General features: G+C 56.7%; 11 protein-coding genes. 3 read left to right on the top strand and 8 right to left on the bottom strand.

Annotation, left to right across the window (positions count from 1 at the left end):
* Nucleotides 1-260: 260 nt before the first annotated feature.
* Nucleotides 261-557: a hypothetical protein gene (locus RAM80_RS05410; protein WP_416425204.1), complete on the bottom strand. Its 297-nt coding sequence runs from the start codon at nucleotides 555-557 to the stop codon at nucleotides 261-263.
* Nucleotides 558-866: 309 nt separating this feature from the next.
* Between RAM80_RS05410 and RAM80_RS05405 the strand changes: the two genes are divergently transcribed.
* Nucleotides 867-1,202, top strand: coding sequence for a hypothetical protein (locus tag RAM80_RS05405; protein WP_416425203.1), 336 nt, complete (start codon nucleotides 867-869; stop codon nucleotides 1,200-1,202).
* Between the two features lie 167 nt (nucleotides 1,203-1,369).
* The gene (locus RAM80_RS05400; protein ID WP_416425202.1) at nucleotides 1,370-1,735 is read left to right on the top strand and encodes a histone-like nucleoid-structuring protein, MvaT/MvaU family; all 366 of its coding nucleotides are present in this window, start codon (nucleotides 1,370-1,372) and stop codon (nucleotides 1,733-1,735) included.
* 83 nt (nucleotides 1,736-1,818) lie between these two features.
* On the opposite strand, the gene RAM80_RS05395 is transcribed toward RAM80_RS05400, so the two are convergent.
* Together RAM80_RS05395 and RAM80_RS05390 are read right to left on the bottom strand one after the other, a co-directional pair.
* Nucleotides 1,819-2,757: an ArdC family protein gene (locus RAM80_RS05395; RefSeq protein WP_416425201.1), complete on the bottom strand. Its 939-nt coding sequence runs from the start codon at nucleotides 2,755-2,757 to the stop codon at nucleotides 1,819-1,821.
* A gap of 679 nt (nucleotides 2,758-3,436) precedes the next feature.
* Nucleotides 3,437-3,799 (bottom strand): DUF3085 domain-containing protein, encoded by a 363-nt coding sequence (locus RAM80_RS05390; protein WP_416425200.1) that lies wholly within the window; start codon nucleotides 3,797-3,799, stop codon nucleotides 3,437-3,439.
* A gap of 418 nt (nucleotides 3,800-4,217) precedes the next feature.
* Between RAM80_RS05390 and RAM80_RS05385 the strand changes: the two genes are divergently transcribed.
* Nucleotides 4,218-4,571, top strand: a complete 354-nt coding sequence (locus RAM80_RS05385; protein ID WP_416425199.1) for a hypothetical protein — start codon at nucleotides 4,218-4,220, stop codon at nucleotides 4,569-4,571.
* Nucleotides 4,572-4,585: 14 nt separating this feature from the next.
* On the opposite strand, the gene RAM80_RS05380 is transcribed toward RAM80_RS05385, so the two are convergent.
* The 5 genes from RAM80_RS05380 to RAM80_RS05360 form a co-directional block, all read right to left on the bottom strand.
* Nucleotides 4,586-6,124: a conjugal transfer protein TraG N-terminal domain-containing protein gene (locus RAM80_RS05380; RefSeq protein WP_416425198.1), complete on the bottom strand. Its 1,539-nt coding sequence runs from the start codon at nucleotides 6,122-6,124 to the stop codon at nucleotides 4,586-4,588.
* Between the two features lie 8 nt (nucleotides 6,125-6,132).
* The gene (locus RAM80_RS05375; RefSeq protein WP_416425197.1) at nucleotides 6,133-6,438 is read right to left on the bottom strand and encodes a hypothetical protein; all 306 of its coding nucleotides are present in this window, start codon (nucleotides 6,436-6,438) and stop codon (nucleotides 6,133-6,135) included.
* The gene (locus tag RAM80_RS05370; protein WP_416425196.1) at nucleotides 6,435-7,781 is read right to left on the bottom strand and encodes an integrating conjugative element protein; all 1,347 of its coding nucleotides are present in this window, start codon (nucleotides 7,779-7,781) and stop codon (nucleotides 6,435-6,437) included. The genes RAM80_RS05375 and RAM80_RS05370 overlap by 4 nt, the downstream gene beginning before the upstream one ends.
* A 32-nt stretch (nucleotides 7,782-7,813) precedes the next feature.
* Complete coding sequence (locus tag RAM80_RS05365; protein ID WP_416425195.1) at nucleotides 7,814-8,812, bottom strand: TIGR03756 family integrating conjugative element protein; 999 nt, start codon at nucleotides 8,810-8,812, stop codon at nucleotides 7,814-7,816.
* A 552-nt stretch (nucleotides 8,813-9,364) separates the two neighbouring features.
* Nucleotides 9,365-12,646: a metallophosphoesterase gene (locus RAM80_RS05360; RefSeq protein ID WP_416425194.1), complete on the bottom strand. Its 3,282-nt coding sequence runs from the start codon at nucleotides 12,644-12,646 to the stop codon at nucleotides 9,365-9,367.
* Nucleotides 12,647-13,522 lie beyond the last annotated feature (876 nt).

The following is a 13,522-nucleotide window of genomic DNA, read 5'->3' as shown; positions in this document are numbered from 1 at the left end:
GTTGAGTGCCCATGAGGTCCTTTTGCCTTTTCGGATAAGCCTCTTACCCTTGCCGGCCCTTCCTTTGCCGCCCTTACCTTTACCCCGTTTCCTTTTGGCTCGCGCGCGGGAATGTGAAAGTGCGGGTATCGAGTACGGGCTCAGGGTGATCAGCCGAAGGTGTCGGTGCTGGCGCCTGTTCGCGGGGTGCAGGCCAGGGTGCTCATTCCTGGCGGCAGTGGTGATCGGCACGCGGAGAGAGTACCAGGACGCAACATGGGCTATTCGGTCTCGGTGATACGCGTCTGGGTCATGGAGCGGATGGCAACCTCCCGGGCGCGTTCTGCCCCCATCGCCAAGGCTTTGCCGACGGAGGCGCCCGGCAAGTCGGCATAGCTTTCTTCGGCAAGCATGCGTCCGTCTCCTACATAGACACTCAAGAACATTTCCGTCGCGCCGCTGTGCGCAATCCTGGCCCTGACATTAATCTCGGTACTGTCGTCCGGGGTCTCCGCGTGAACCACGGCGTAGATCCTGTGATCCTCCCACGCGGTGAAGCATGAGCATCGTTGACGCATGACACCCTTCTCCTCTCCAGCGCCTGTGTGACCGGGTGGACACCATGGCTGCACCTAGGATAGGAGCAGATGATTGAAATGGGGGCGCTGCGGCAGGCAATAAAGTGTGTGACGGTATGTCTGAATCAACTACGTAGTCGAGGCCGCCTGTGCTGTATTGTTCGAGGCACACTGTCCCAGTTTCGTCCAGAACTGACTTGATCTACGCTTGCCAGGTCGATTAGTCTATTTTCCCTCCCTTTTACAAGTTATTGCGCACCATCCGTGGCGTGCAGCCTGTGCTGTTGAAACACCCTAGAGTATTTGAAGATGCATGATTCGCTGACAGAACAACAAATGCGTGAAGCATTATTCGGCCCTTCTGCTGCAGCTGCGCCTGCGGAGGCTGTGGACTCGACAGAGCTCCAGTTCGTGCCTACCAAGCGCGCGGCGTCTACACCAATCGCGAAGAAGGCGAAGCCCACGTCATTGTTCCCGAAACTGCGGGTCACGATGCAGGTGACCAAGACCTTCGAGGGTGAAGTTGAAACCCTGGTTCACGAAGCACGGACATTGAGCTCGCTGCTGGCGGAGCAAGAGGCGCGGGACCTGGCCAAGAAAAAGAAATTCAAGTACATCGACATTGTCTCAATCGAGCAGGTATAGCCAGCGCTAGAATGCATTGCTGATCTCAGCCTAGTGGTTGTCCACGAGATCTCGGCTATCGGTTGTTCTAGTTGCGTATCCTGTGTGAAATAGTTCTGAACCTTTCGGCTATTATTTTTCCTAAACTACTTCAGACAATCATTCTCACTCTTGCAAAAGGAATTCCCATGTCAAAACTTGCAGAATTCAAAGCCCTGGAGGCCCAACTGGCCGCGCAGATTCAGCAGTTGGATGCCTTGAAAAATGATGCCGAGCTGAAGCGGGAGATCGAGTTCGAGAGCAAGCTCAAGGCGTTGCTGGAGGAGTACGGTGTCAGCCTGAAACACATCATCGCGATCCTTGACCCCGTCAAAGCTGGCGGATACTCGGCCGCGAAGTTTGCCGCTACCCCGCAGCGCAAGCCGCGCGAGCTCAAGCGCTACAAGCACCCTGATAGCGGCGAAGTGGTGGAAACCAAAGGCGGCAATCACAAAATTCTCAAGCAGTGGAAGCAGGAGCACGGGGCTGACACGGTGGAGAGCTGGCTGCAGTAATCGACGCTGGACCATCGGCATCCATGCTTGAGCGTGAACAAAACAAAGGCCCTATGGGGGCCTTTGTGGTTTTCTCTGCTGAGTCATGCGGTGAGTCGGTGAAGTGGCTCGGTGCTGCCTTGATCGTGCAGCGTCATGAGGTACTCCGACGCTTCGCGTGCCTGGCCGCTGGCGCGGAAGATGGCCCGCTTGTCCTCCCGAAGGATGCTCAGCCATGAGGCCAGGTACTCCTCGTGGCGCAGCTCGCCCTGGATACCAGTGAGGGCGCATAAGAACGCTGCGCCCATCTCTGCCACTAGTTCTTCGAACGCATATTCCGCAGAACCGAAGCGGTGTCCGCCGGTAATGCCGTCGCGCTTGAGGCGCGATTGATGGCCGGACCAATGCGTCAGCTCGTGCAGGGCCGTGGCGTAGTAGCTGCCGACGTCCTCGAACTGGGCCTTGGTGGGCAGCTGTATCAGGTCGCGCAGGGGATGGTAGAAAGCATCATCTCCAAAGCGATGTTCGATGCGCGCACCTGATAGCTCCAAGACTCGCTCGGCTGGCCCATGGTCGATGCAGGGGGCGGCGGGCCCTGCCTCACCTGTATCCTCAGGCTCGCTGGCCAGGCCCTCGGTCTGTTCGATGTTGAACAGGCAATGGGTACGCAGCAGTGCGAACTGCACCATCTTGATGTTGCCCTGTTCATCCCGGACAACCTCGCCGTGCTCGTTCTGGGCTTCCTTGCTCATGGGTTTGTACAGCACCGCCAGTGTCGATTGCTCGCCTTTGCGGATATGCCCGCCGGCCTTGCGTGCCTGGTTGAAGGTAAGCCATCGGTCCTGACGATAGCCGCGCAAGCGAGCTTCCGCCCACAGCAGGGGGATGTTGATGCCGGCGTAGGCTCGTCGGGTGATGGCATTGGTGGGGAAGGGTGAGTCCACACCAATGCCAGGTGTGGACCAAGGCTTGATCCAGGGAACCACGCCTTGATCAAGCGCGGTGATGATTTTGTTGGTGACGTCGAGGTAGATGTCGGACATGACGTTCTCCTGAGGTGGGAGGGAACGCCGCCCGACCGGGAGGGGTTCCCGGTGGGGTGAAAGGAGTGTTGCAAAGTGGTGTTGGTCGACTGCTTTCAGGGGCCGACTGTTGCCTCGCTGGGTAGGTGAATCAACAGAAACGCAGGTTCTCCAGCAGGGTTCATCTTGTTGACCTGCACCTGCTGCAGCGAGCTCACTGAGAGGTCAGCGTCGAGCTCAAGGTCGACTGCACCGCCGTGTAAGCCGGTACTGGCCAGCGATAGGGTGGTGCTCAACAGGCGTGAAAGCCGCCGGCTCGAAAGCCCAGATAGTGGACTTCCACCGTCGGCTTCCATGACGTATTGCCATACGCCGGGACTCAGTACGATCGCAGTGGACAAGGGGGTGGGGTTAAGCATCGCTACCTCCCAATTCACGGTTGAGCACGGCACCTGGCAGATAAACAGGTGGCTGCTCGCCGCAGGTTTGATTCGAAAAACACTGCTGGTGACTGTGGTTTAAACCCAGCTGGGCGAAGGGTCAATCCGGGCTCGCGCAGCCAAATGGCATGCGGGGTCCAGCGAATTCCAGGGAAGACAGTGCAGCGCATTAACCAGATGAATGGTTGATGTTGCCTCGGCCGTTGCTGCCGGCGCCCCTCGGAATGAGGGGCTGTCGGCACAGGTAGTGGTGGACTGGCTCAACGCTTGCCAGGAACGGTAACTTCCGCTGCCAGGCACAGATGTGTAGGAGTGGCCTCTAGCAGCAAAGAACCCGAGGTACCGCGAAGCGCGGCCAGCACGGGATCGTCGACGTTGAAGTATTCGACAAAGTCGTCACCACCAAACTCATCCCGAGCGCGGTGCCACCACGACTCGAAGTCTTCAATTTCAGGATTGCAGCCGATTGCGTAAGCAACCCGCTTGCGCCCACCTTCAGGTTTGGACTCGCCGATCTCGGACATGAGGTAAACGCCTTGATCCTTGACCAGGATGACTCGGCAGCTATTGATGCCGGCCTCAGCCAGCACTGCTTGCAGTTCAGTTCCCGCGAATCGAAGCATGATAAGTTCCTCGAGCAATAGCGCTGAGGAATGCCGCCCGGCTGGGAGGAATTCCCAGCATTGGAGCGGTTGGTATGAAGGCCGAGGATGAGCAGGGCCGGGTGATGGGGCGTTCATTGCCGCGGGAGCGGCGATCGTGTGAGCTGCCGAACGCGAATCACACTTGGGAGAACCATCGTCGAAGCGACGTAGCCTTCAAGGTTCTGGCCACCTGGGTGCTGGAGAACCAGCGGTTGCAACTCACAAATATCCCACCTTCCGAATGCGTTTCAAGAGGCAAGAATGGACGTTGTTCCAAGTTGTGCCGGTGGAGAGTTCTGCTTCGCAATGACCTGATGGATGGTCATCTGCGTGCAGATGGGAGGAGTAGCATAAAGAGGATCCGAAAATTTCACTCGGTGAATGTATGGTGGTTGCTATGAAGCGCCAATTCAAAACTGCACCCAATCTTCCTTATTCGGTAGGAGTATCAGTAGGGCATATTTGGCGCGCTCTGCTTAAAACGCAGGAGTGGGTAATGCAGGCTCCGCAGCTCTCCCTGCTGCCCCTATCGATCCGGCGTGGGATCGTGATGATCGCAAAGGCGACATTATTCGTCTTGTTGATTGCAGTCACGTTTTTCATCTCGATATTGTATTTTGGCTTGCTCACTTTTGGGCGGATGCCCCTAGCGCCGACCCCAGATCCGCAACCCGGTATTAATGAGCTAAATCACCCAATGCATCAATACTACTATCCCGAGCTTTATGATGAGTTTGGTGATCTCAGGTAGGCTTGATGCCATGATCATTTCTTCTTCGGTATTGCACCGTAAATCTGGGATGCTCCTTTAGACGCTGCTGTTTCTGCTGCCAATGACCCTCTGGATATCATGCTTTGGATGCCTGATCCCACCACGTAGCCAGCCCAACTCATAGCCCCTAGGAACATCATTGGCAGCACAACGAACATCGCACCCATCACGTACTCGATAACTTGCGCTGTGACAGTCCCATCCATGAAGCCGGAGGTTGGAAGCGACAATAGCGTCTGGTCAGTCGCCGACACCTGGTTGTACAAAGTGTCCAACATGCTCGAGTCCATCCACCGAGCCAGCTCCCACCAAAACGTCAGCATGTGCAACGTGAACAGTGCGAAGGTCACGGTCATCAAGGCCTTCAACTGATAAGTGCTGATCAGCAGCACCAGCGGCAGGCTGATGATTGCACCCAGGATCAGGAACGCCTGCACCATCGGCAGTGCTGCCCGCAGCGCATTCATCGCCGGGAAATTGCTGAATGAGCCAAGCGCCAGCCCGGTGTTGGTGGCCAGGTTGTTCAACCCCTGCGTGATCGAACCGCCTCGGGCGCTGCTGCCATAGTCCTGGAACACTTGGCCGGGGGACATGCTGATGGACTGCTGCCGCGGGCTAACCAGTTCGCGTAGCGTGGCATCTTCGACCTCGGTGTTGGTATGGCCCGTCAACCAGCCCTCCAGGCGAGAGATCAGCGAGGGATCGACCTCGGCCAGCAGGCGCGCGCGCAGGCCAACATCGGCATCGCTCCACCATTGCTTGCAGTTGGGATAGCCCGCGCCGTTGGCCAACTGAGGCAACGACGTGTCGCGAGCCTCGTCGTAGGGCCATGCGACCCTCGGCGTCCGTGAGCGGTCGATATCGTAGTAGCCCGGCGTATTGAGGAAGTAGCTCGAGCCAATCCAGGAGGCGTCGTAGCTTTGCGCCTTGTCGAGCTCTGGTCGATTGGTAAACAGACGCGACCGTGAGTAGCCGTAGCAATCCCGCGTGAAGTCCGCAACCTCCTGCAGCAAAACATGGTTGCTGATGCGTGAGCTGTCGATCTCCATGCGCATTTCGCGGATATCGGGTGCGCAGGGGATGGCGGCCGTGGCCGCCGCAGTGATGCCCTTGCTCAACGCATGCACGAGAAACCACCACACCGGTACGTTCGCCGACTTGTCGCCGATCGTGTTAAACGTTGTGCCCCAGGACGTATCAGCCGGCTTGGCCAGTGAGACGCCGCAGCGCTGGCTGGCCGCGTCATCGAAGGTAATCGACGACAGGTTCAGCGGGAAAAACGGGATGCAGGCGAACAGGATCACCACGTAGGCCATCCATGAACGGTTTTCGACTCTGGGGATCGACAGCAGACCCTTGTTACCCTCATCAGCGCCTTGCTGTCGTGCAGACAGCCACTCCTGCAGGATGATGGCCCCGAAGGGAGCTGCGAATAGCCCCGTGTCGACCAGGGTGTTCCATATGCCGTTGTTGATGATCCAGGCCAGCAATGACAGGTAGAACTCCAGGTAGCTGTTGGTGCTCAGGGTCATGGTTCACCTCACAGGCGTGTCAGTTCAACCAACGCAATTGCATTGAAGCCGATCATCGCCCGGCACTGTAGGCGGCGCAGGCCTTCTGTAGAACCCTGCATTCGGAATGCACGCCACCAGGCGGCGCTGATCAGGCTATAGAGCAAAACGCGCCAGCACGCGAGGTAGCCGCTTAGGGCGCGTGGGATCGTTGGCCATTCAGGCCACAAATTCAGGGAGTGAATGGCCAACCAAGCGATCGACAGCAGGGCCACGCAAGCACCACTACCGAGCAGCACGCCTGTGAAGCCTGCCTTGAGGGTCGCGATCGTCATGGCGTGCTCCTGCCTTGATCAGCACGCTGGAGCCTGCCAGGTTCCGGGTCGCGCTGATCGATGATGCGCGAGGCGTCTGCACCGCCGGCATGGCGGTCCAGCACCAGGCTGGCGGTATTGGTGGCCAGGGATTGCCGCACCTGCAACTCGGTCTGCAGCAGGCGGATTTCTCGATCCAGGGTTTCGACGTTGTTGTTCAGCGCGTTGGTTGCGGGCTGCGCCGATACCACGTTGGGCTCGTGACTGCCTGCCAGCAGGGTGCGCTGTAGCAACATGGCCTTGTAGATGATGCTCGACAGTGCGGTCTCGCTGGCGAGACGCCGTGCGAGCAAGTCCTGGTCGGGGTCATCGCGCAAGCCCTCGATCACGCCGCGCGATACCGGCAGCAGCGGGCTGGATACCTTGCTCAGGTTCTCGGGCGTAGGTTGATCTGTGCCCGCTACCAGCCGCTGCAGCCCGGCCAACTGCTCGGTGTAGGCTTCCTGGATCAGAGGCGAAAGACCGGTTCCTGCTGTCGCACGCAGCGTCTCGCAGTCATCACAGGTCTCCACCTCGGTCTCGCCTAGTACCCGGGTAGCCCAGTCGGAGGCTTCACCCGGGCTGGACCAGGCTTGGCAGATGGCACCGTTCTGGCAGGCAGCGCCCACAGCGGAGCTGTCGCCCAACGAGCGGTTGTGCAGCAGGTTATACCCAGCTTTGACGACGTCGGCAGTCACCCGGATGGGCGCTTGGGCTCGTCCACCAGCTTTCTGCCCACCGACCCAGCTGACGCCATTGTTGCCGTTGTTGGCCTCGGTGTTTTTCACCGCGGTTACCGCGTCCCCGCCGGACTGCTCAAGGTTGGCCTGCATCTCCTGGTTCTTTGCCATGTCGCCCCAGCCGGCCTGATCGACCTTGTCGGCCATCTTGGCGGCCATGGCCTGACAGGTGAGCTTGGAGCGGTCGAAATCGAGCCGCCCCTGCAGCACCCCGTTGCTGAGCAATTCGTAGAGGCCGGGGTTGGCACGCTGGATGATCATCGCCGGCAAGGACATCACCGCCTGCGTGGCATTCTGGATGACGTTGCCCATGATCTGCTGGAAGCCCTGGGTGGCGCCGTTCAACTGGTTCTGCAGCGTGTTGGCGAGGTTCATGTTTCCGCACATCATGTTGGCGCGCCATGACAGCCCTACGCCCAGGCCGCTGGGGCGGTACAAGGAGGAGGGGGCTCCAGCGGCCGAGCCACCACCGATGGTATACATCACCCGGTCATCGAGCACCTGACCTTGATCCCCAAGGCGGTACTCGCCATCCGCTGCAGCGCTGGTAGCGCAGGTCAGTGCAGCCATCAGGCTGAGCAGCATGGCGATCGAGTAATGCCATTTGCGGGCACTCATCAGTGACCTCCGTCGAAGTCGACGCTGAACAGGAAGGTCTGGCCCATGCGCTGGCAACAGCGATAGGGCCGCCACAGTGACCAGGCGTAGGCAGCGTCGTCGCTTTCCACCGCAAGGCTCGGAAACACCGCACACGTGGTCTGCAGTTGCGGGTAAAGCAGCTGCCAGCGATGGTTGCTGACGTCGTTTTCCATCACCGGCAACGGCGGCCAGTAACCGTCATAGGGCATCGGCTGCAGTGGCAGGTAGACATGAGGTTGGCCCACCCGTGTGATGAAGTCGCTGGCGCGTTGGGCCATGACGGCGGCGGCTTTGAAGTCGTCTGGCTGCACCAGGAAACCTTGGCGGGGATAGACATTGCCCCACATCTCGCCCAGCGCCTGGCTGCCGATTTCACGTACGCCGGGCACCAGCGCCTGGGGGTAGACAGATTCGGGAATGCCGTGGCGCCAAGCAAGTGGGTCAAGGGTGCTGAGGTAATAGGGAAGAAGCGGGGTTGCGCCGGTCGGGCAACTGTAGCCAAAGCGCTGGGCGAGGGCTGTCAGTGCCAGCCCGCCGGGATGGCCGATGGCGTCGACATTCTTGAAGCGGGGTTGGTTGTCGCGTCGCGGGGAGGGGGTAATGAGGTTACCCCCTCCCTCCGAACCGGGAACAGGCATCGACAGGGGCGACATTTCCAGCCAAGGGTTGGCCCCGGTGTCGGCGTAGCTCGATACCACCAGTTCGGGAATGAAGTGGCGGACTTTGGGGGAGGTGCGGACGGTGCATCCGAAGGGGGTGCACAACAGCCAGTAGCAGATGCCTACGACCCGGTACTCCAGACATTGCAGTGAGCTGACTGATGTAACGATGGCCGGCGTCGTCAACGCGAAGCATTGTGTGGAAACGATGATGGATGCGAGGGCAACTGCAAGCCGACGTAGGCTACAAACAAGTCGCTGGCAGAAGGCTATCGACCTTGGAGGCTTGGGGATGCATTTGAAGATATTTAGGTTCATAGGAAGCGCTCAGCCAGCTCAACCGTTTTGCATCCATTGCGCCGACCTTCAGCATCGTGGATTGCAACCCCGTAAGCGCCTTGCAAATTGAGGTGCGGGTGATCGTATTTGCGTGCTAGCTGCAGGCGGTGGTGGGCGAGTCAAAGAGCTGCTGAAAAACGTGATGGAGTACAGATGTATTTCTTGCCATCAATCACGACATGTAAACGAGTTTGGTGAAGCAGCAGGGCGAGCTTTGGTAGGAGTCGTGCGTAGCTGGCCCTCCGCGCGCAGTCGTTTTGCTCAACGCATGGGGTGGCGCCCGCCAAGCTTCGGAGTCCCTAAAACAAAGCGGTTGGGTTGGGCTGATGGGAGTGCAAGCGGAAACGCCTGATTTTCAGGACTGATTGAAGGCTTGATTTCCATGGGACTCATCCAGGCCGTTCAGGGCGCTCTTTACATTAATCGCGGAGTGCCCACAGCGCCAGCTTCTCCACCTCCGCGCCGAGGGCTGTGGCGGGCCTACACTGAAATCGAGCGGTCTATGACCGCTCGCTATGTTGTTCAGTCACATTATTTTAGGAGTAACTGTTTTCCAGACCTTGAAAGGAAATAGGCAGTATCCGCATTGGAGCGCAGAATGTTTGCCTTTAGCAGCTTTCGCTCTAGTGTGAGAAGTCTGGAAGTATATGTTTTTTCTTTTTGTTCTTTGTTGTCTAGTCGCCAGTTGAAAGAGCTGTGCTTGAAGAGGGTTAGTAGGTTTGGGATGTCGTGAGTGTTTTCGAACTGATCCCAGAGCAGCGCGTGCGCCGAGTCGAATAATCCCGAAATCCGCTGTCCAAATAAATACTGATAAGCCTTGATTAAATTCGATAGGACTTCGGCGGGCATCGTTTCGCCATTAATGGTGTGTATCTTCGCGAGCTGAATCGCGGCCCGGGCTGAGTTGTAGAAATCTTGTTCCGCTTCGGCGGTTTCGCGGACCTCAATGAGTGCCATTGTAAGTTTTTCAGGGTCTGTCGCCGACTTGGCCATCGATAGCACGATATTATTGGCCGCAACGTTGGCACCGCGCTTGCGAGCATCACGCTCAATTTTGGCGAGTTTGGAAGCTAAATTTTCCGCAGCTTCCACCTCCACGATCAGCGTTTGAGCTTGCAATGCCTGGTGTGAATGCTTGGCTATTTTTAATATCTCACGCGCCATGGTTACAGCTTTGGCCGGCTCAGGATCGCGTATGCATAGCGCATGATTTATGAGTAACGATACCCGATCACTATTTGACCAGTTGTGCTCGTGTAACTTTTCGTATAGCTGAGTCGCCTCAGGTCCGTCGCCTGTCATCCTTAAGGAATTTGCCAGGGTAAGTTCAAAATATGCTTTCTCGCTTCCGTCGACGGTGGAGGGCGGCAAGACGCTCAAAATGTCTCGAATGACGGAGATGATGTCACGATAATGCTTGTGGGAATATCCGTGGTGGCAATAGCATCGACAGACCAGTATCGCCTGACGGATTGAGTGGGGGTTCTCTGTGGTGACTGCTGAAGCAAGCAAGCGCAGAGTGAGCACTCCGGCATTCATGAGGGTAGACGAATCATCAGACTTCCCATCGTCTGAGTATGTACGAAGTCTCGCGGTACCACCTCGCCAGTTGTCACCAAAGTATAACGTTATGGCGCGCGCAGTTAGGGTCTCTAACTCAGTGGGCGGCATGAGGCTTAAAACGTGATCACGAACCTGTCTCGGGGTGTAGAGAATCTTGAAACTTTCTTTTGCCGAGCGGTTGCCGGACATAAGGGTTGAAGCGATACGCACGCCAATTAGATTCAGTTCAAGTAATTCCTCCGCGTGTTCGGAGCGAAGGGTGCATCTCGGGATCAAATATTTTATGCGCTGCAATACTTCGCCGCTTGGAAATGTGGATAATAGCTTTAAGAGTGACCAAGTTTTTTTCGAATGATCATCCTTAGAAAACCTCAGCCGGTCGACCGCTTGGGTCAGGGAAACGGGTATGGATTCGCTGGGTATCCCCGAGTGATGTGCGTCCGTAACCATCTCACTGGTGAGGTCGGATAGGCTTACCACCCTCAGCTGTTTTATAGTACGGTCGATTTTCCCCGGTACACCTTCGGTGTGCCGATAAATATCGCTGACGGCATTCTTGGTCAGTAGTTCCGGGCCAACATCAGGGTGGGCTACCAAGTAGGCTCGAGTGTCTGCCTCATCTAGCGGTGCTAAGCGAATACAAGTGCTGGCAATTAATTTGGGAACCGATCTGCTTACTACTAGGACGAAGGTGTCGGTGCAGAAGTCGGTAACCAACTCAGCAAGCTTCATGGCGTCGCTGATGAAACCGCCGATATCCGAGAATACTGGGGCTTCATCCAAAATCAGCACGGACGGGCCGGTTGCAGCAAGCGCTTTGCAATACTCAGTAAACGAACAGCCTGTACGAGAAGTGAATTCGGTGAAAAACGCATCCCTCGAAGAGTAGTTCCCGAGGTCGACTTTGAATAGCGGCAGGGACGATGCGCCGAGTCTATCCAGTGTAGAAGACAAAAAATTATCCGTCCCTAGACCCCAATCCGATACCACCCAAGAAATTTTCTTCGATTCAAGCTCAAAGCTACAGGTCTGTTGTTCTAATCCACGTATTACTGCATGGGAAGGGGGGGTGGAAATTCTATAAGCCGTACTTTCTAAAATCTGAAGTACCGGCAGGAGGCGGTCCGCAGCGGGTGAAGCAAGGTTTGTCACCAGATCGGCAGACGAAGTGACGGTTTTTGACTCCACCGCTTTGTCGCGGATTCGGAGCCGCTCCGTGAGATATTCCTTACCTTTTTTGAGTGGCAAGTCATGGTCGGGAATAAATTTTCGTGAGTTGTCTTTGCCGACGTGAGATTTTCGCGGCCAGAGCTTCCATGAGGCACCGTCATCATCGAGCTCGATCGTCCCTGCTGAATACCCATGAGCGCGAACCATTGTCTCGGAATCATTGATGTATTCAAGGCCAAATAAGGAGGCTGCGGGTACTTGTTTACGACCCTGGCCCCCGCGGGAGACAGTTACGTCATCGGGATCATGAATGTGTCCGAAAAGATGCGCTGTAAAACGATTTGGTTGATAAATGTGTTCGTCGAAATGCGATAGGTCCTTCAACCAAGAGCAAGGATGATGTGTAACGAGAAAGTTAACGTCGTGTTGTAAACACCACTCATTCGGTGCGTCGTCAGTGACAGCTAACACCTGCTTAACGTTCAAGTCGAGCTTTCCTTCGTATTCACCCGCACCTAAGTGAAGGAAGGCGCTATTGAGGCCGATCAAACCAACCTTGATACCATCTAGGTTGAGCGTCAGTGACTGGTCACCCGGGAGGAAACCAAGTGCAGGCTCCCCCATACGAATAGAGGGATGCTCGCGCAAACTTTGGATCCATGCTTCGTAGTTCGAAAACGCGCCACAAATGTGGGGGTAATAATGTGGGTCTTTACTCCAAAATGCTTCTCTTGCTTTCGGTTTGTCCCACCAATCTTTAAGTACTTCGCCCGTCGGGCTCTCGGCTGGGCGGGTCAGATCATGATTGCCGGGTACAGTAAATAAAATTGGGTCGCTACCCGTCTGCAGTAACAACTCCCAGATTTCTTCAAGAATCCTCGTCAGTTCGGTATACTCATCAGCAGAACCTCGCTGCGTCAGGTCGCCTGAAAAAATGACCGCGTCAATGTTTCCGGTTTCTTGCAGCAGCGCCTCGAGATCCTCGATAAATATGCTTTTAAAGTTCGGCCACAACCATGATTGATTTTTTTGGCCGACGTGCAGGTCGCTTAAGTGAAGCCACGTGAAGGTTTTGCTCATTAAAAAAATCCTTTGGAAGCAGCACAGGTTATGCGCAAGTAGTCCAGTGTTACGACCAGGAAGAAATTGGTGCCTCGGCCGTGCGAATCAGGATAATGTCTCGCCGTGTCAGATAATTACGGTGGCGTTTGCTGATGCGAGCCTTATTTCGGGAAGCATGACGGAACATTGGCCAATGCCTTGGGTTTTGTTTCCCAGCAGTCTGGGATTGGCCGACACTGCTCCGGGCGTATCTACGCGATGGATTGTCGCACCTTGTAAGAACTTTTGGCACTCCCAACCTGGGTGTAGTTGCCGGCGCCGCCCCCGACCTATTCGTTGGGTCGCTCGCCTTCCGCTACTTCTATGCCCGACGCTTACCCTTCGTAATCGAAAGCGTGACCGTGCAGGCCGCGACCTGGCAGACGCAGGGCCCGGTAGCGCCCGTGAAATATTGGCTGCCAGGCACCCGAAAAGCGGTGTTGGTCTTCGCCCAGGCTGGATGTTGTGGTTGTCTAAGTACCTACCGTTCCCGACACATCGCAGACAGTGCCGAACCTGATACAACTGGGGGAATTGGTGCGGGTTGCCCTCATCGCAGGTTTTCTACTTCCATCTCGATACGAGACAGCCACCGCAGTATTCCGGGCCTAGGGTTCTGGATGGCCGGTACCACGGCCGAAGCAACCGCGTTGGCCGAGGGCCGCTTCGACCACACGGCTCGTTGATCTTTGCCAGCGTGAGAAGCTGCCTGCCTGTAAGGCGCCGGCGGTGGCCAGCGCGCGCACCACGGTCAGCGCCGCCGCCGACCAACGCCCGCTCGAGGCACAACTGCCGCAGTTCTTCCTGCTTGCCCAGGCGGTGCGTCTACGTCACGCGCTTCCTGCTGCCACTGTT

Source organism: Pseudomonas sp. App30 (assembly GCF_047947025.1).
GTDB lineage: Bacteria > Pseudomonadota > Gammaproteobacteria > Pseudomonadales > Pseudomonadaceae > Aquipseudomonas.
The sequence above is the reverse complement of the archived record's forward strand: the minus strand, read 5'-3'. Positions and strand labels throughout refer to the sequence as shown.

Coding starts and splice junctions, on each gene's coding strand:
- RAM80_RS05395 (WP_416425201.1), bottom strand. CDS start 2,757: ATGTCCGACATCTACCTCGACGTCACCAACAAAATCATCACCGCGCTT.
- RAM80_RS05390 (WP_416425200.1), bottom strand. CDS start 3,799: ATGCTTCGATTCGCGGGAACTGAACTGCAAGCAGTGCTGGCTGAGGCC.
- RAM80_RS05380 (WP_416425198.1), bottom strand. CDS start 6,124: ATGACCCTGAGCACCAACAGCTACCTGGAGTTCTACCTGTCATTGCTG.
- RAM80_RS05400 (WP_416425202.1), top strand. CDS start 1,370: ATGTCAAAACTTGCAGAATTCAAAGCCCTGGAGGCCCAACTGGCCGCG.
- RAM80_RS05375 (WP_416425197.1), bottom strand. CDS start 6,438: ATGACGATCGCGACCCTCAAGGCAGGCTTCACAGGCGTGCTGCTCGGT.
- RAM80_RS05370 (WP_416425196.1), bottom strand. CDS start 7,781: ATGCTGCTCAGCCTGATGGCTGCACTGACCTGCGCTACCAGCGCTGCA.
- RAM80_RS05410 (WP_416425204.1), bottom strand. CDS start 557: ATGCGTCAACGATGCTCATGCTTCACCGCGTGGGAGGATCACAGGATC.
- RAM80_RS05405 (WP_416425203.1), top strand. CDS start 867: ATGCATGATTCGCTGACAGAACAACAAATGCGTGAAGCATTATTCGGC.
- RAM80_RS05360 (WP_416425194.1), bottom strand. CDS start 12,646: ATGAGCAAAACCTTCACGTGGCTTCACTTAAGCGACCTGCACGTCGGC.
- RAM80_RS05365 (WP_416425195.1), bottom strand. CDS start 8,812: ATGAACCTAAATATCTTCAAATGCATCCCCAAGCCTCCAAGGTCGATA.
- RAM80_RS05385 (WP_416425199.1), top strand. CDS start 4,218: ATGAAGCGCCAATTCAAAACTGCACCCAATCTTCCTTATTCGGTAGGA.